Origin of the sequence: Pseudoxanthomonas daejeonensis, assembly GCF_010093205.1 — a bacterium.
GTDB lineage: Bacteria > Pseudomonadota > Gammaproteobacteria > Xanthomonadales > Xanthomonadaceae > Pseudoxanthomonas > Pseudoxanthomonas daejeonensis.
Map to the genome: position 1 here is coordinate 194,472 of NZ_PDWN01000005.1, position 16,250 is coordinate 210,721.

General features: G+C 69.7%; 17 protein-coding genes. 13 read left to right on the plus strand and 4 right to left on the minus strand.

Annotation, left to right across the window (positions count from 1 at the left end; genetic code table 11):
* Positions 1-290: 290 nt before the first annotated feature.
* The 10 genes from aroQ to CSC65_RS07020 all read left to right on the plus strand — a co-directional run bounded on the left by aroQ (position 291) and on the right by CSC65_RS07020 (position 9,872).
* Entirely contained in the window at positions 291-731 is a 441-nt protein-coding gene (gene aroQ, locus CSC65_RS06975) for a type II 3-dehydroquinate dehydratase (RefSeq protein ID WP_162409814.1), read from the plus strand.
* Positions 732-763: 32 nt separating this feature from the next.
* Positions 764-1,243: an acetyl-CoA carboxylase biotin carboxyl carrier protein gene (accB, locus tag CSC65_RS06980; protein WP_162409816.1), complete on the plus strand. Its 480-nt coding sequence runs from the start codon at positions 764-766 to the stop codon at positions 1,241-1,243.
* Positions 1,244-1,253: 10 nt separating this feature from the next.
* On the plus strand, positions 1,254-2,621 hold the full coding sequence (gene accC / locus CSC65_RS06985; RefSeq protein ID WP_162409818.1) for an acetyl-CoA carboxylase biotin carboxylase subunit: 1,368 nt from the start codon (positions 1,254-1,256) through the stop codon (positions 2,619-2,621).
* Between the two features lie 120 nt (positions 2,622-2,741).
* Entirely contained in the window at positions 2,742-3,659 is a 918-nt protein-coding gene (prmA, locus tag CSC65_RS06990) for a 50S ribosomal protein L11 methyltransferase (protein WP_162409820.1), read from the plus strand.
* A gap of 61 nt (positions 3,660-3,720) precedes the next feature.
* Positions 3,721-4,551: a DUF3426 domain-containing protein gene (locus tag CSC65_RS06995; RefSeq protein WP_162409822.1), complete on the plus strand. Its 831-nt coding sequence runs from the start codon at positions 3,721-3,723 to the stop codon at positions 4,549-4,551.
* Between the two features lie 109 nt (positions 4,552-4,660).
* Entirely contained in the window at positions 4,661-4,936 is a 276-nt protein-coding gene (gene fis, locus CSC65_RS07000) for a DNA-binding transcriptional regulator Fis (RefSeq protein WP_162409824.1), read from the plus strand.
* A gap of 92 nt (positions 4,937-5,028) precedes the next feature.
* A complete protein-coding gene (gene purH / locus CSC65_RS07005; RefSeq protein ID WP_162409826.1) occupies positions 5,029-6,612 on the plus strand; it encodes a bifunctional phosphoribosylaminoimidazolecarboxamide formyltransferase/IMP cyclohydrolase in 1,584 nt (527 codons plus the stop codon).
* A gap of 128 nt (positions 6,613-6,740) precedes the next feature.
* Positions 6,741-7,247, plus strand: a complete 507-nt coding sequence (locus CSC65_RS07010) for a GNAT family N-acetyltransferase (protein ID WP_162409828.1) — start codon at positions 6,741-6,743, stop codon at positions 7,245-7,247.
* A gap of 85 nt (positions 7,248-7,332) precedes the next feature.
* Positions 7,333-8,622: a phosphoribosylamine--glycine ligase gene (gene purD, locus CSC65_RS07015; RefSeq protein ID WP_162409830.1), complete on the plus strand. Its 1,290-nt coding sequence runs from the start codon at positions 7,333-7,335 to the stop codon at positions 8,620-8,622.
* Positions 8,623-8,636: 14 nt separating this feature from the next.
* Complete coding sequence (locus CSC65_RS07020) at positions 8,637-9,872, plus strand: MgtC/SapB family protein (RefSeq protein WP_162409832.1); 1,236 nt, start codon at positions 8,637-8,639, stop codon at positions 9,870-9,872.
* Positions 9,873-9,926: 54 nt separating this feature from the next.
* Here CSC65_RS07020 and ygiD read toward each other — a convergent pair whose 3' ends face one another.
* Positions 9,927-10,790 (minus strand): 4,5-DOPA-extradiol-dioxygenase, encoded by an 864-nt coding sequence (ygiD, locus tag CSC65_RS07025; protein WP_162409834.1) that lies wholly within the window; start codon positions 10,788-10,790, stop codon positions 9,927-9,929.
* Between the two features lie 160 nt (positions 10,791-10,950).
* Here ygiD and CSC65_RS07030 point away from each other — a divergent pair, with 160 nt between their 5' ends.
* From CSC65_RS07030 to CSC65_RS07040, 3 genes are all read left to right on the plus strand, one after another.
* Positions 10,951-12,861 carry an MFS transporter gene (locus CSC65_RS07030; protein WP_162409836.1) on the plus strand — a complete coding sequence of 637 codons (1,911 nt, stop codon included), beginning with the start codon at positions 10,951-10,953 and terminating at the stop codon, positions 12,859-12,861.
* A gap of 196 nt (positions 12,862-13,057) precedes the next feature.
* Positions 13,058-13,399, plus strand: coding sequence for a CD225/dispanin family protein (locus tag CSC65_RS07035; RefSeq protein ID WP_162409838.1), 342 nt, complete (start codon positions 13,058-13,060; stop codon positions 13,397-13,399).
* Positions 13,400-13,405: 6 nt separating this feature from the next.
* Positions 13,406-13,819, plus strand: a complete 414-nt coding sequence (locus CSC65_RS07040; RefSeq protein ID WP_162409840.1) for a DUF2752 domain-containing protein — start codon at positions 13,406-13,408, stop codon at positions 13,817-13,819.
* Between the two features lie 191 nt (positions 13,820-14,010).
* On the opposite strand, the gene CSC65_RS07045 is transcribed toward CSC65_RS07040, so the two are convergent.
* The 3 genes from CSC65_RS07045 to erpA are packed head-to-tail and all read right to left on the minus strand — an operon-like array spanning position 14,011 to position 16,245.
* Positions 14,011-14,901: a hypothetical protein gene (locus CSC65_RS07045; RefSeq protein WP_162409842.1), complete on the minus strand. Its 891-nt coding sequence runs from the start codon at positions 14,899-14,901 to the stop codon at positions 14,011-14,013.
* A 51-nt stretch (positions 14,902-14,952) separates the two neighbouring features.
* Positions 14,953-15,867: an NAD(+) diphosphatase gene (gene nudC, locus CSC65_RS07050; protein ID WP_162409844.1), complete on the minus strand. Its 915-nt coding sequence runs from the start codon at positions 15,865-15,867 to the stop codon at positions 14,953-14,955.
* Positions 15,868-15,885: 18 nt separating this feature from the next.
* Entirely contained in the window at positions 15,886-16,245 is a 360-nt protein-coding gene (gene erpA, locus CSC65_RS07055; protein WP_162409846.1) for an iron-sulfur cluster insertion protein ErpA, read from the minus strand.
* Positions 16,246-16,250: the final 5 nt, after the last annotated feature.

Consider the following 16,250-nt stretch of genomic DNA (forward strand, 5'->3'; position numbering starts at 1 on the left):
CTTGCGCCTGCGGAAGCGGGCATGACCGCGACCGGACGCGCCAAGGGCGGCACCTGGACCCACGCTGCCCGAGGCCACGAGCTCGCCCCGGAACACCGGTGTCGGCCCGGTAGCGATGCCGCGTTTTCGGGCTCCATCGAGGCTTCACGACTGAAATCCGCCCCCGCAAAGCGCTGCGCCGGACGCCGCCGCGGATTCAAGCATTTGCTTGAAACACGCTGATCTTCGTCGAACTTTACAGTAATGGCGCCTTCGCGCAGACTGCCGCCCTTTCCGGTTCCGCAACCCCGATGGCCCAACTGCTGGTCCTGCACGGCCCCAACCTCAACCTGCTCGGCACCCGCGAGCCGGAGGTCTACGGGCGCACCACGCTGGCCGACATCGATGCCGCCCTGGCCACCCGCGCCGCTGCGGCCGGGCATGCGCTGGAGTCCTTCCAGTCCAATGCCGAGCATGCCCTGGTCGATCGCGTCCAGGCCGCCCGCACCGACGGCACCGCTTTCATCCTGATCAACCCGGCCGCCTTCACCCATACCTCGGTCGCCCTGCGCGATGCGCTGGCGGCGGTGGCCATCCCCTTCATCGAGATCCACCTGTCCAACCCGCACGCCCGCGAACCCTTCCGCCAGCACAGCTATTTCAGCGACAAGGCGGTGGGCGTGGTCTGCGGCTTCGGCGCCGACAGCTACCGCTACGCCCTGGACGCCGCGCTGGCGCGGCTGCCGGGCTGATTCCCAACTTCCTGCAACACCCAGAGGCCACCATGGACCTGCGCAAGATCAAGAAACTCATCGACCTGCTCGAAGAATCCAACCTCGCCGAAATCGAGATCAAGGAAGGCGAGGAGAGCGTGCGCCTGTCGCGCATCCCGACCGGCGTGGCCGTGGCCGCCCCGGCCGCCGCGCTGGAAGTGCGCTCGCCCGTGGCTGCCGCCGCGCCGATGCCGATGAGCTCGCCGACCGAATCGGCCACCGGCGGCACCGCCAAGCCCGGCGCCGACCTGCCCCCGGGCCACGTGGTCCGCGCGCCGATGGTCGGCACCTATTACTCGGCCCCGGCCCCGGACAAGCCGGTCTTCGTGTCGGTCGGCCAGCAGGTCAAGGCCGGCGAGACCCTCGGCATCATCGAAGCGATGAAGATGTTCAACCCGATCGAGGCCGACGTCGGCGGCACCGTGGTCGCGATCCTGTGCGAGAGCGGCCAGCCGATCGAGTTCGACCAGCCGCTGTTCGTGATCGGCTGAGGAGCACCCCATGCTCGACAAAGTCGTCATCGCCAACCGCGGCGAGATCGCGCTGCGGATCCTGCGCGCCTGCCACGCGATGGGCATCCGCACCGTCGCCGTGCACTCCACCGTTGACCGCAACCTCAAGCACGTGGCCATGGCCGACGAGTCGGTCTGTATCGGTCCTGCGCCCTCGACCGACAGCTACCTCAACATGGCCTCGATCATTGCCGCGGCCGAGGTCACCGACGCGCAGGCGATCCACCCCGGCTATGGCTTCCTTTCCGAGAACGCCGACTTCGCCGAGCGCGTCGAGCAATCCGGCTTCGTCTTCATCGGTCCCAAGGCCGACACGATCCGCCTGATGGGCGACAAGGTAGAGGCGATCCGGGCGATGAAGTCGGCCGGCGTGCCCTGCGTGCCCGGCTCCGGCGGCCCGCTGGGCGAGGACATCGTCGCCAACACCAAGATCGCCCGCGAGATCGGCTATCCGGTGATCATCAAGGCGGCCGGTGGCGGCGGCGGTCGCGGCATGCGCGTGGTCCACGCCGAAGCCGCGCTGAAAGCCGCGATCGAGACCACCAAGACCGAAGCCAAGGCCGCGTTCGGCAACGGCGAGGTCTACATGGAGAAGTTCCTGGAGAATCCGCGCCACGTGGAAATCCAGGTGCTCGCCGATGGCCAGGGCAACGCGATCCACCTGGGCGAACGCGACTGCTCGATGCAGCGCCGCCACCAGAAGGTCGTCGAAGAGGCGCCGGCGCCGGGCATCACCCCCGAGCAGCGCGCGCAGATCGGCAAGGTCTGCGTGGAAGCGTGCCTGCGCATCGGCTACCGCGGCGCGGGCACTTTCGAGTTCCTGTACGAGGACGGCCATTTCTACTTCATCGAGATGAACACCCGCATCCAGGTCGAGCATCCGGTCACCGAGATGGTCACCGGCATCGACCTGGTGGCCGAACAGCTGCGCATCGCCTCCGGGCGGAAGCTGTCGATCCGGCAGGAGGACGTGGTCATGGAAGGGCACGCCATCGAGTGCCGGATCAACGCCGAGGACCCGGAGACCTTCATCCCCAGCCCCGGCCTGATCCAGCATTTCCATGCCCCGGGCGGCCCGGGCGTGCGCGTGGACACCCATATCTACGAGGGCTACCGCGTACCGCCGAACTACGACTCGATGGTCGGAAAACTCATCGTGCACGCGCCCGACCGCGCAACGGCGATCGCACGCATGCGCGTGGCGCTGAGCGAGATGGTGGTGGACGGGATCAAGACCAACATCCCGCTGCAGCAAAGGATCATGCGCGACCAGGGATTCCAGGCCGGCGGCCAGAACATCCATTACCTGGAAAAGCGCCTGGCCGAACGCAAGAACAAGTCGATCGCGCTGGGCTGACGCGCGGGCTCGCCCGCTCCGCCGCGCGCGGAGCGAGCCATCACCCCGCCGGCTTCGCGATGCGCGGGGCAGGGCATCCCGCGTGAGACAATCGGCACCCGCCCACGCAACGTCGCCGACATGCCCTACCTTGAACTGAGCCTGCGCAGCACCGAGGCCGAACAGCCCCGCTACGAACGCGCGCTGGAGGATGTGGGCGCGCTCGCGGTCACCCTGCTCGACGCCGACGCCGACACACCCAACGAACGCGCGATCCTGGAGCCGGGCGTGGGCCAGACGCCGGTGTGGAAGGCGCTGGTGCTCAATGCGCTGTTCGACGCGGACACCGATGCGCTCGCGCTGCTGGCCGCGCTGGAATCCTTCGATCCCGACCTGGACTGGAGCACCGCCTCCTTCCGCAAGGTCGAGGACCAGGACTGGGAACGGGCCTGGCTGGACCAGTTCCAGCCGATGCGATTCGGCGCACGCACCTGGATCGTGCCCTGGGACCATGAGCTGCCCGCGGAAGCCGATGTGGCCGACGCGGCAGTGGTGCGCCTGGATCCGGGCTTGGCCTTCGGCTCGGGCACGCACCCGACCACGGCGCTGTGCCTGCGCTGGCTCGACCGACTGGCCGGCGATGGGCTGCTGCGCGACGCGCGCGTGCTCGATTTCGGTTGCGGCTCGGGCATCCTCGCCCTGGCCGCGTTGAAGCTGGGCGCGGCGCAGGCGGTAGGCGTGGACAACGACCCGCAGGCGCTGCTGGCCAGCCTGGACAACACCCGGCGCAACGACGTCGGCGAGCGCTTCGCGGTGTACCTGCCGCAGGACGAACCGGCCGCGACCTATCCGGTGGTGGTGGCCAACATCCTGGCCGTCGCGCTGGATGCACTGGCCGAAGTCCTCGCCGCACGCGTCGCCCCGGGGGGACGCATCGCCCTGTCGGGCATCCTGCGCGGCCAGGAGCCGGAACTGCTGCAGCGCTATGCCACCTGGTTCGACGACCTGCAGGTCGCCACCGACGAGGACTGGCTGCGGATCGAGGGCGTGCGCCGCTGAGCGTGCCGCTTCGTCCAGGATCGCCATCGACGACATCCCTGAACGTGTTTGAATAGGCCGCATGTTCGTTCCCTGCCCGCACTGCCAGTTCCTCGTCGCCCACCATCCGCAGCTGCGGCCGTTGCCGGCGGACTGCCCGCGATGCGGGCGTGCGCTGCAGGCCGACGGCGAACCGGTCGCGTCCGCCGAATCGGGACTGGACACCGGACCGGAGCATGGCAGCGCCGCAACGATCGACACGGCCGCGCTGCTGTCGGACGGCAGGCCGCTCGACGACCCCGCAAGCGCGGACAATGCCGCGGAAGCACCTGCCGAAGGCGGCGTGGCGAGCGAATCCACCGGTGCCGCGAATACTGCGACCGTGGAAGCGACCCCCGTGGTCCCAGGCCCGGCGCCCGCCGTCACGTTCGCGTCGCCCGGTGCGCCACGCCGGCGCGCGCACTGGCGCTGGCCCCTTATCGTCCTGCTGGGGCTGTTGCTCGCGCTGCAGATCCTGCTTGCCGACCGTGCACGGCTGGCCGAAGACCCGCGCTGGCGCCCGCTGGTGGAAGCGGTGTGCGGAACGCTGGGCTGCGCGCTGCCGCCCTGGCACGAGCCCACGGCATTCACCATGCTCGACCGCAAGGTGCGGCCGGCGACGCACGCATCCGGCGCGTTGCGCGTGGACGCGACGTTCCGCAACGACGCACGCTGGTCGCAGGCGTGGCCGCCGTTGCAACTCGCACTCTCCGATGCCGATGGCCGCGTCCTCGGCAGCCGCGTGTTCCTGCCGCAGGACTACCTGGGCACGGCACCGGCCACGCTGCTGGCTCCAGGACAAAGTGCCCAGATCACCTTTGTGGTGCAGGAACCGGCACCGGGCACAGTGGCGTTCTCGTTCCAGTTCCGCTGAACGCGCGACCGGTCGTCGCCGCCAATGGCAGCGACCGGATTCCCGCGCTAGACTCCCCTGCCCCGCTCCACCGGCCCGCGCTCGCGCGCCGCTTTCCTCTGGACCTTCCGTGCAGCAGAACGCCACCTCCCGTGCCGACGCCGGTCGCACCGCTTCCCGTCCGCCGTTGCGCGAGCACGTGGCCCAGTCGGTCCGGCGCTACCTGCGTGACCTGGATGGCGTGGACGCCAACGACGTCTACGAGATCGTCCTGCGCGAAATGGAGATCCCGTTGTTCGTGGAGGTGCTCAACCACTGCGAGGGCAACCAGAGCCGGGCCGCGGCATTGCTGGGCATCCATCGCGCCACGCTGCGCAAGAAGCTGAAGGACTACGGCCTGGCCTGAGCCGGCCGCGCCGCCGCGGGCGGCGTGCAGTCCAGGGCCGGCGGCGGCCGGGCGGCTATAATTCCGCTCCTCCCCCGCACCGCCTCTTTCCGATGACTGCCGAATTCCTGCCCGTGCGCCGGGCACTGCTGTCCGTTTCCGACAAGACCGGCCTGCTCGAGCTGGCCCACGCGCTCGCTGCCCAGGGCGTCGAACTGCTCTCCACCGGCGGCACGGCCAAGGCGATCCGCGAAGCCGGACTGGCGGTGAAGGACGTGGCCGAGGTCACCGGCTTCCCGGAAATGATGGACGGACGGGTCAAGACCCTGCATCCGCTGGTCCACGGCGGCCTGCTCGGCCGCGCCGGCATCGACGACGCGGTCATGGCCCAGCACGGCATCGGCGCGATCGACCTGCTGGTGCTCAACCTGTATCCGTTCGAATCGGTCACCGCGAAGGCCGATTGCACCTTGGCCGACGCGGTGGAGAACATCGACATCGGCGGCCCGGCGATGCTGCGCTCGGCGGCCAAGAATTTCGCCCGCGTGGCGGTGGCCACCACGCCCGACCAGTACGCAGCCGTAGTGGCCGAACTGCAGGCCAACGGCGGCGCACTGTCGTCGGCGACCCGCTTCGCCCTGTCGGTGGCCGCCTTCAACCGCGTCGCCCAGTACGACGCTGCGATCAGCAACTACCTGTCGGCCGTCGCCGACGCCGCGGCCCAGGTGCCGGTGCGAAGCGAATACCCGGCGCAGATGAACTCGACCTTCGTGAAGGTCATGGACCTGCGCTATGGCGAGAACCCGCACCAGTCCGGCGCGTTCTACCGCGACCTGCATCCGGTGCCGGGCACGCTGGCCACCTTCACCCAGCTGCAGGGCAAGGAGCTGAGCTACAACAACCTGGCCGACAGCGACGCGGCCTGGGAATGCGTGCGCCAGTTCGACGTGCCGGCCTGCGTGATCGTCAAGCATGCCAATCCATGCGGCGTGGCCGTGGCGGCCGATGTCGGCCAGGCCTACGAACTGGCGTACGCCACCGATCCGACCTCTGCGTTCGGCGGCATCCTCGCCTTCAACCGCCGCCTCGATGCGGCCACCGCCAAGGCGATCCTGGACCGCCAGTTCGTCGAGGTGCTGATCGCGCCGGACTACGAGGACGGCGCGCTGGATTACGCGAAGAAGAAGGCCAACGTGCGCGTGCTGCGCATTCCGCACGGCGCCGGCCTGAACAACTACGACTCCAAGCGCGTGGGATCGGGCCTGCTCCTGCAGTCCTCCGACAACCGCGGCATGAGCGCGGGCGAGCTGAAGGTGGTCACGAAGATCGCCCCGACCGAGGCGCAACTGGGCGACCTGCTGTTCGCCTGGCGGGTGGCCAAGTTCGTCAAGTCCAACGCGATCGTCTACGCCAGGGACCTGCGCACCATTGGCGTGGGCGCCGGGCAGATGAGCCGGGTGTATTCGGCGCGCATCGCCGGGATCAAGGCTGCCGACGCCGACCTGGTGGTCGAAGGCTCGGTGATGGCCTCCGATGCGTTCTTCCCGTTCCGCGACGGCATCGACGCCGCCGCCGCGGCCGGGATCAAGGCGGTGATCCAGCCCGGCGGCTCGATGCGCGATGCCGAGGTCATCGCCGCGGCCGACGAGCATGGCATCGCCATGGTGTTCACCGGCGTGCGGCATTTCCGGCACTGAGGTTGGCCGCCTTGGGCCTGCGCCGCGCTCCTGGCGCCGGCGCCACGCCCGCGTCGTACCGCCGGCGTAACGCGCCGGGGCGCGTGACCGGCTAGGCTTGCCGCATCCATCCTGTGGAGGCGGTCGCCATGTGGATCCGCGAGGAAAGCCCGGACGACATCGATGCGATCCATGACCTGGTCCGCAAGGCCTTCGCCGGCAGTCCGGGCGAGGGCAAGCTGGAAAGCCGCACGGTCGACACCCTGCGCGCCGACCATGCGCTGGTCGTATCGCTGGTGGCCGACATCGATGGTCGCGTCGCCGGCCACATCGCATTCTCGCCGGCGCGCCCGTCGCGCGATGGCGACCGCTGGTACGTGCTCGGCCCGTTGGCGGTGGATCCAGCCGACCAGGGCCACGGCATCGGTGGCGCGCTGGTCCGGGCCGGCCTGCGCATGCTCGAGGAACGCGAAGCCAACGGCTGCGTCGTGCTGGGCGATGCGGAGTACTACGGGCGCTTCGGCTTCCGGCCCGACCCGCTGCTGACCCTGCCCGCCAGCCCGGAGGGCGCGTTCCAGGCGTTGCGCTTCACCGATGCCGGTTCGGCCGGGGAAGTCGTGCTGCACGCGGCGTTCGGCCACCACGAGTACGACTGAAACAGTTTCGAACCCGTGCCGCGCCGGCCGGGAGACGCGTCCACCGCGCTAGAATCGCGCTCCCCCTGGTGCCGAGTCAGCCCGCATGTCGAAAGTCCTCGTGATCGGATCCGGTGGCCGCGAGCACGCGCTGGCGTGGAAGCTGGCGCAGTCGCCGCGCGTGTCGGAGGTGATCGTCGCACCGGGCAACGCCGGTACCGCCACCGAGGCGGCGTGCCGCAACGTACCGGTCAAGGTCACCGACATCGACGGATTGCTGAAGCTCGCGCAGGACGAAGGCGTGGCGCTGACCGTGGTCGGCCCGGAGATACCGCTGGTGGCCGGAGTGGTGGACCGCTTCCGCGCGGCGGGCCTGCGCATCTTCGGCCCCACTGCCGCCGCCGCGCAGCTGGAAGGCAGCAAGGCGTTCGCCAAGGACTTCCTCGCCCGCCATGGCATCCCGACCGCGTTCTATGCGGTGCATACCGACATCGATGCCGCGCTCGCCTACCTCCGCGAGAAGGGTGCGCCGATCGTGGTCAAGGCCGACGGCCTGGCCGCTGGCAAGGGCGTGATCGTGGCCATGACCCTGGACGAGGCCGAGGCCGCGGTACGCGACATGCTCTCGGGCAATGCATTCGGCGAAGCCGGCGCGCGCGTGGTGATCGAGGAATTCCTCGAAGGCGAGGAGGCCAGCTTCATCTCGATGGTCGACGGTCGCACCGCGCTGCCGATGGCGACCAGCCAGGACCACAAGCGCGTTGGCGACGGCGACACCGGTCCCAATACCGGCGGCATGGGCGCCTACTCGCCCGCGCCGGTGGTTACCGCCGACGTGCATGCGCGGGTGATGCGCGAGGTCGTGGAACCGACCGTGCAGGGCATGATCGAGGATGGCGTGCCCTTCACCGGCTTCCTCTACGCGGGCCTGATGATCGACGCCTCCGGCGCGCCGAAGGTGATCGAGTTCAACGTGCGCTTCGGCGATCCGGAGACCCAGCCGGTGATGCTGCGCCTGCAGTCGGACCTGGTCGAACTGGTCGAGGCGGCGATCGACGGCCGCCTGCACGAGACGCAGGCGCAATGGGATCGGCGTCCTTCGCTGGGCGTGGTGATGGCCGCGCGCCCCTATCCGGAAAGCCCGGTGACCGGCGACGTGATCGGCGGCCTGAATGCCGTCCCGGTCGGGGCGAAAGTGTTCCACGCCGGCACCGCGCTGGATGCGGCCGGGAACGTGGTCAGCGCCGGTGGCCGCGTGCTGTGCGTGGCCGCGCTGGGCGACTCGGTGTCCGATGCGCAGGAACGTGCATATGCCGGCGTCGACGCGATCCACTGGGCCAACGAGTTCCACCGCAACGACATCGGCTGGCGCGCGATCGAGCGCGAACGCGGCTGAGGCCGGCAATGGCGATGGACTGGAACGCAGCCCCCACCGGCCTGGCCACGGCCCTGGGCATCGGCCTGCTGATCGGCGCGGTGCGCGAGCGGCAACATGCCGAGCGCATCGGCATGGCCGGCGTGCGCACGCACACGCTGCTGGCCCTGGCCGGCGCGCTGGCGGCCGGCTTCGGAACCGCGACACTACTGGTGACGCTGTTGGCGGTCGCGCTGCTGGGCCTTGCCAGCTACCGGATCAGCCGCGAGCGTGATCCCGGCCTGACCGGCGAGGTCGCAATGCTGGTCACCGTGCTGCTCGGCGCGCTGGCGCAGCAGGCACACGCGCTGGCCGCTGCGCTGGGCGTGGTGGTGGCGATCCTGCTCTGGGCCAAGGCGCCGCTGCGCCGGCTCAGCCGCGACCTGATCAGTGAAACGGAGATGCAGGATGGGCTGGTGCTGGCCGCGGCCGCGCTGGTCGTGCTGCCGCTGCTGCCGGACGAGCCGGTGGATCCGTGGGGTGTCCTGCAGTTGTCGATGTTGTGGCGGATCGTGGTGTTGATCATGGCGGTGGGCATGCTTGGCCACGTCGCCGGCCGCGCGGTCGGCACGCGACGCGGCCTGCCGGTGGCGGGCTTCTTCTCCGGTTTCGCCTCTTCGACCGCGGCGGTGGTCAGCTTCGGCCAACGGGGGCGCAAGCATCCGGCGATGCAGCGCCCCGCGGCGGCGGCCGCGCTGCTGGCCAACCTGGCCTCGCTGCTGCTGCTCGTGGCGGTGGTCGGCACGGTATCCCCTGCGCTGGCGCTGGCAGCAGCCTGGCCGATGGCCGCCGCCGCCGCCGGCCTGCTGCTCGTGGCCGCCACCGGCCTGTTGCGCAGCACGGAAACCGGCGACCCGCAGGGGGATTCCAGTGCGCGCGCCTTCCACCTGACCCACGCGATGCTGATCGCCCTGCTGATCGCGCTGGTGATGCTGCTTTCCGAAGTGCTGTTGCGGCTGTTCGGCGAAGCGGGAGCGATGCTCGGCGCGGCGATCGCGGCGCTGGCCGAACTGCACGCCGCCGGCGCCACCATCGCCCGGCTGGCAAGCCTCGGCGAAATTTCCCCGGTGGAGGCGCGTTGGGCCCTGGTCGCGCTGCTCGCCTCCACGACGCTGGCCAAGACCCTGCTGGCGTTCACCAGCGGCGGTGCCGGCTACGGATGGCGGGTCGGCTTCGGGCTGGTGCTGATGACCGTCGCCGCCGCCGTCACGACCGCGTTCACCACGTACTGAGCCGTTCCGCAGGCCGCCACCCGCGGTCGTGCGCCGTAGCATGTCCCCGCCGGATCAGATGTTCGCGTCTTCCGGTGGCATCCGCGTCTGCAGCGACGCCGCGCCATCAAGGTCACCCGCGACCGGCCGCGGGCATCGCGCATCCAGGGTGTAGGCAGTCATCGACAGCGAACCGTAGGCATAGCCGTCCACCAGCACCTCGGCCTCGCGCCCGGATGCGGCGGTCAGGCCCGCGATGTAGAGCAGCGGCAGGAAATGGTCGGGCGAGGGCACCGCCAGGCGGAAATCCGGATGCGACACCAGCGAAGGGATGTCGTGCGGGCGTTCGATCATCAGCTCGCGCGCATGCTCGTCGAACCGGCGCGCCCAGTCGAACGCGCCATCGGGCTGCTGCCAGTCGATCGCGCGCAGGTTATGGACCACGTTCCCGCTGCCCACGACCAGGACACCCTGCTCACGCAGCGCGGCCAGCTTCGCGCCCAGCGCCAGGTGCCACTCCGGCGGCCTGCGCGCGTCGATCGACAGCTGCACCACGGGGATGTCTGCGTCGGGGAAGGCATGCACCAGCACCGACCAGGTGCCGTGGTCGATTCCCCAGCCGTCGATGTCCGCGCCGACATGGTCGGGCTTGACCGCCTCGGAGACCTCCTCGACCAGCTCGGGCAGGCCGGGCGCCGGGTACTGCACGTCGAACAGCGCCTGGGGGAATCCGTAGAAGTCGTGGATCGTGCGTGGTTGCGCCATCGCGGTGACCGCGGTGGCATTGACGTACCAGTGCGCCGACACGGCCAGGATCGCGCGGGGCTTCGGCACCGAGGCACCGAAGCTGCGCCAGGCCTCGGTGAAGCGGTTGCTTTCCAGTGCATTCATCGGACTGCCATGGCCGAGGAACGCGGCGGGCATCGGATGGGCGGTCATTCCGGGCCTCCGGTAGCGACGACTGCGCCACTCTAGCAACAGGGGCCATGGCCGGCGTGCCCATGCCTGCAACGCACCGTCGCCTTCCGTACGGGCCGATGGCCGTCAACCGGCCGCCAACGCGCTCTGCTAGTCTCCGCGCAGTCCCGCGGAGACCTGCATGTCCGGCCACAGCCAGTTCGCGCTGCTGACCCAGCGCCGCTTCCTGCCCTACTTCATCGTGCAGGCGCTGGGCGCCTTCAACGACAACGTCTACCGCCAGGCGATCATCGGCCTGCTGTTCTTCCTCGGGGTGACCACCGAGGAGCGCTCGCTGTACGCGATGCTGGCGCCGGCGATCTTCATCCTGCCGTACTTCCTGTTCTCGGCCATCGCCGGGCAGGTCGCCGAGAAGCTGGAGAAGCAGCGGCTGATCGTGATCACCACGGCGATGGAAATCGTGATCATGTCGCTGGCCGCGCTCGGCTTCCTGCTGCAGAACATGCCGGTGCTGCTGGTGGCGCTGTTCTGCACGGGCGTGCAGTCGACCCTGTTCGGCCCGGTGAAATACTCGGTGCTGCCGGCCATCCTCAAGCCCGAGGAACTGACCGGCGGCAACGGCCTGGTCGAGATGGGCACCTCGATCTCGATCCTGTGCGGGATGATCTTCGGCGGCCTGATCTTCCAGCTTGCCGGCGCGCAGGGACCGGCGGTCGCGGCGACCGCGATCATCCTGCTGGCGGTGACCGGCAATCTGGTCGCGCGACGCATCCCGCGGGTCGATGCCGGGGCGCCCGACCTGAAAGTGCACTGGAATCCGTTGCCCGAATCGCTGGCCGTGCTGCGCATGGCCCGGCGCCAGCCGGCGGTGCGCAACGCGATCCTCGGCGTGTCGTGGTTCTGGTTCTTCGGCACCCTGCTGACCTCGCAGTTGCCCGCCTACGCCGAGGTCAACCTCGGTGGCGTCGCCAGCTCGGCTTCGCTGTACATCTTCGCGCTGGCGCTGTTTTCGATCGGCACGGGCACCGGTTCGCTCCTGTGCGAGCGGCTCTCCGCGCGCACGGTCGAGATCGGCCTGGTGCCGCTCGGCGCGTTCGGCATGAGCGCGTTCCTGCTGGACCTGTACTTCGCCCGCTCGGGGGCCGCGCCGGTTTCCGGACTGGACGTGGCCGGCTTCCTCGCCCAGCCGGGCAGCGTGCGCCTGGTGATCGACCTGCTCGGCATCGGCATGTTCACCGGCTTCTTCGTGGTGCCGCTGTTCGCGCTGATCCAGAGCCGGACCCCGGCCTCGCAGATGTCGCGCGTGTTCGCCGCGGTAAACATCCAGAACTCGCTGTTCATCGTTTCGGCCGCGCTGGTCGGCATCGCACTGCAGGAGGTCCTGCACTGGACCACCCCGCAGGTACTGCTGGGCCTGTCCATCGCCAACGTGCTGGTGGCGGTGTGGATCTTCACGATCGTTCCCGAATTCCTGATGCGTTTCCTCAGCTGGCTGATGGTGCGCGCGCTTTACCGCCTGCGCCTGCACGGCATCGAGGAGCACGTGCCCGACGAGGGCGCCGCGTTGATCGTCTGCAACCACGTCAGCTACATGGACGCGCTGATCCTGGCCGCCAGCATTCCCCGCCCGGTGCGCTTCGTCATGTACTACCGGATCTTCAACATCCCGGTGATGCGCTGGATCTTCCGCACCGCCAGGGCGATCCCGATCGCCGGCGCGCGCGAGGACCCGGCGCTGATGCAGCGCGCGTTCGACGAGATCGACGCGACCCTGGCCGAGGGCGAGCTGGTCTGCATCTTCCCCGAGGGCGCGCTGACCCGGGATGGCGGGATCGCACCGTTCAAGTCCGGCGTGGGGAAGATCCTGGAGCGCGCCGCCGCCGCGGGCCGGCCGGTGCCGGTGGTGCCGATGGCGTTGCGCGGCATGTGGGCCAGCATGTGGAGCCGGCGCGACAGCCGCCTGGGCCGGATGCGCGTGCCGCGGCGTTTCCGGGCGCTGGTGGAGGTGGCCGCCGCCGCACCGGTGCAGGGACAACCGTCGGCCGAGGACGTTGAAGCCCGGGTGCGGGCGTTGCGTGGCGACGCCGCATGACCGCACGCGTCTTTGCCCGCGGCAATGGGTCGGTTAGGCTTGCTGCAACGCGCCGGGGGGGCGCGACGCCGAGCCCTGGATGGCCGGCGCGTTGGATTTCGCGCCTGTCGTGCCATGCGACCGGCGAAGCCTCATCTTTGTAACGCACGATCTTCTCCCTAAAACCGTTCGCCCGAAACCGCCAGGAGGCACTGTCATGAGCTACGTCCCGCCGCCCACCCCCAACGCCGCACAGGTCCACGAGCCGGTGCCCAACCACCTGGCCTGGGCAATCATCGCGACCGTGCTGGCGACCTGCCTGTGTTGCCCGCTGGGCCTGCTCGGCATCGTCGCCATCGTGTTCTCGGCCAAGGTCAACGGCCTGTTGCGCGCAGGCGACATCGAAGGCGCCCGCCGCGCCTCGGCCAACGCCAAGACCTGGTGCTGGGTTGCCACCGCGCTGGCGATCATCGGGCTGCTGATGAACATCTACTTCGTCTCTACCGGTGGCATGGCCGAGTACCAGCAGATGCTGGAGCAGATCCAGGCCGCGCAGTAAACGGAGATGGCTGTCCTGCGCCCCCTGCACATCGCAGGCATGGCGTCGGCCGCGATCGCGGCCGGCGCCGGCGTATGGCTGCTGCGCACCTATGACCCGAACGTGGCGGGAAATCCTTTCCCGCCCTGCATGTTCCACGCCTTCACCGGCCTGTACTGCATCGGCTGCGGCCTGACCCGCGCGCTGCACGCGCTGGTCCATGGCGACCTGCCCGGCGCGCTGTCGATGAATCCGCTGGGCGTCCTGGTGTTGCCACTGGTGGGGCTGATGGTCGCCTGGTCGCAAGGCTGGCAGCCGCGCTGGCTGCGGCCGCTGATGGACGTGGTGATGGAACCGAAGCTGTGGCTGTGGCTGCTGCCGGGGTACTGGATCGCCCGCAACCTGCCCTGGTTTCCGTTCACGCTGCTCGCGCCGGGCTGAAAGGCTTCAACGGCAGCGCCATGGCGCACGGCGCGCGCGGGCGCGGATCACTCGCAGCCCCGCACTCCTTCCAGGTCGCTGGCCCCGCTGTCGCAGGAGCGGGCATGACCGCGACGCCGAAGGCGTCGATGCAGGCGATGCCTAATGGTTCCGAGCGCGCAATTGCGAGGTCGCGAATCGCCCTGCCGGACTCAGCTCACCCAGCCGGCGATCACCAGCAGCGCGAGCAACGCCAGCCACAGCAGCAGCATGCGCCAGACCAGGCTCATCGCGTCACGCAGTTCGAGCAACTCGCCGGCGACCGGCAACTGGCCTTCGCTCAGGTAATCCGCAGCTTCTTCGGCCAGCTCGCCGCGCACGGCCGCGCGGCCGCAGGCCTCCAGGAAGCCGCTGGCAGCCTGCCAGCGATCGCCGCCGCCCGCCCGCCATGCGCGGAATACCAGGTCGAAATTTCCGGCCAGAGCCAGGGCCAGTACCATCAACTGCGCCACCGGCCATTCCAGCCAGCCCAGCACGACGCGCGTGCCGGCGGCGTTCTCGGCCGGCAACAGCGCCGCATCCGCCACCGCGGCGCGTTCGACCAGTCGATACAGCAGCGCGCCGGCCGGCCCCAGCAGGAAGAACCACATGAGTGGCGCGAACCAGCGCCGCAGCGCGCTGCGCATCACCCGCCCGGGCAGCGCCGGACCTTCGGCGACCACCATGCCCGGCTCCGGCGCCAGTTGCGCCAGGCGCGCGCGCCGGCTTTCCGGATCGCTCGCATCGAGCGTGGCTTCCACGTCGATGTCCAGGTCCCGCGGACCCCAGGTGCAGACCAGCACGACCACGCCGAACAGCAGGCTGACCAGCCCCATCAGTCGCCCGGAAAGGGTGAACTGCAGCAAGGCCACCAAGAGTACCGGGGGCAGCAGCGCCAGCCAGATGCCGTGCCGTCCACGCCAGAAGCCGCCCTCGGCCACATGCGATCCCAGCCACTCCAGCCAGTGGCTGTACCAGTGGAACTGGCGCAATGAGGCACCCAGCGCCGGGGCGACATGGCCCAGCACCAGTGCAACGATGACCGCGACCAGCGTAGTGAACATCGAGTGGACCCTCCCTGCGGCGATTCTAGCTGGACGCCGCCGCGGCGGGCGCTAAGTGCGCGTGAGCGTGGTCCCCTGGCCGTACCAGTGCACGATCAGCGCGCGCGCGATCGAGATTCCTGGCGACAGCACGATGCCGTCCGTCCCGGGGCCATCCTCGCGCAGGGCCCGGCCGATCTCTTCCCGGGTAAACCAGCGCGCCGCCTCCAGTTCGCCATCCACGCGTGGCTCGTCGCCTGCCGCCAGCGCTTCGAATCCCAGCATCAGCGCCCCGGGGAACGGCCAGGGTTGCGAGGCGAGATAGCGGCACCCGAGCACGCGCACGCCCGCCTCTTCATGCACCTCGCGCACCACGGTCTGTTCGAGCGTCTCGCCGGGTTCGACGAAGCCGGCGAGCACCGACCACCGCCGCGCCGCCCAACCGGGCTGGCGACCGAGTAGCAACCGCTCGCCATCGCTGACCGCCACGATCACGGCCGGATCGACCCGTGGATAGTGGTCGTTGCCGCATTGCGCGCAGTGGCCTGCAAAGCCGCCGCGGTCGAACGTGACTCCGCCTCCGCAAACCCCACAGAAGCGGTTGCGGGCATGCCAGTACAGCATGCCGCGGGCGTAGGCGAAGGTACTGGCCAGGTCGGCGGGCCAGTCCGCCGCCGCCCGGCGCAGGTCGACCCATTGCGCGACGTCCAGCGCCGGAAGTGCGGAGGCCTCGAGGGCGAACCACGCCTGGGTGTCGGTCCGGCCGAGGAAGATGGCGGTACCGGGTCCACCGCCGAAGGCCGCACCCCGCAACGGAAGCGGCATGCCGTCGGCACCAGCCGCCGCGCGGCCTTCGCCATCGAGCACGATCAGCCACGCATCGGGCCACTGGTCACGCAAGGCGCCGGCATCGCCGCGCAACGCGTCGGCGCGATCCAGCCCCATGGACTGGAACGCGAAACCCTCGAGGGTGGCCGGGTAAGGCATGGCGCCGGCCCGGCGGTATCAGACGCTGAAACTGCTGCCGCAGCCGCAGGTAGTACGCGCGTTGGGATTGCGGATCACGAACTGCGCGCCGCTCAGGCCTTCGCTGTAGTCGACTTCCGCACCCATCAGGTACTGCAGGCTCAGCGGATCGACCAGCAGGGTCACCCCGTCGGTGTTGACCGCCATGTCGTCCTCGGCCCGGTTCTCGTCGAACTCGAAACCGTACTGGAAGCCGGAACACCCGCCGCCCTGGATGTAGACGCGCAGCTTCAGCTCCGCATTGCCTTCCTCGGCGATCAGTTCACGCACCTTGGAGGCCGCGGCCGTGCTGAAGCGCAACGGCTGCTCGAGTTGCTGGTAGCTGGGCAGGATATCCATGGAGC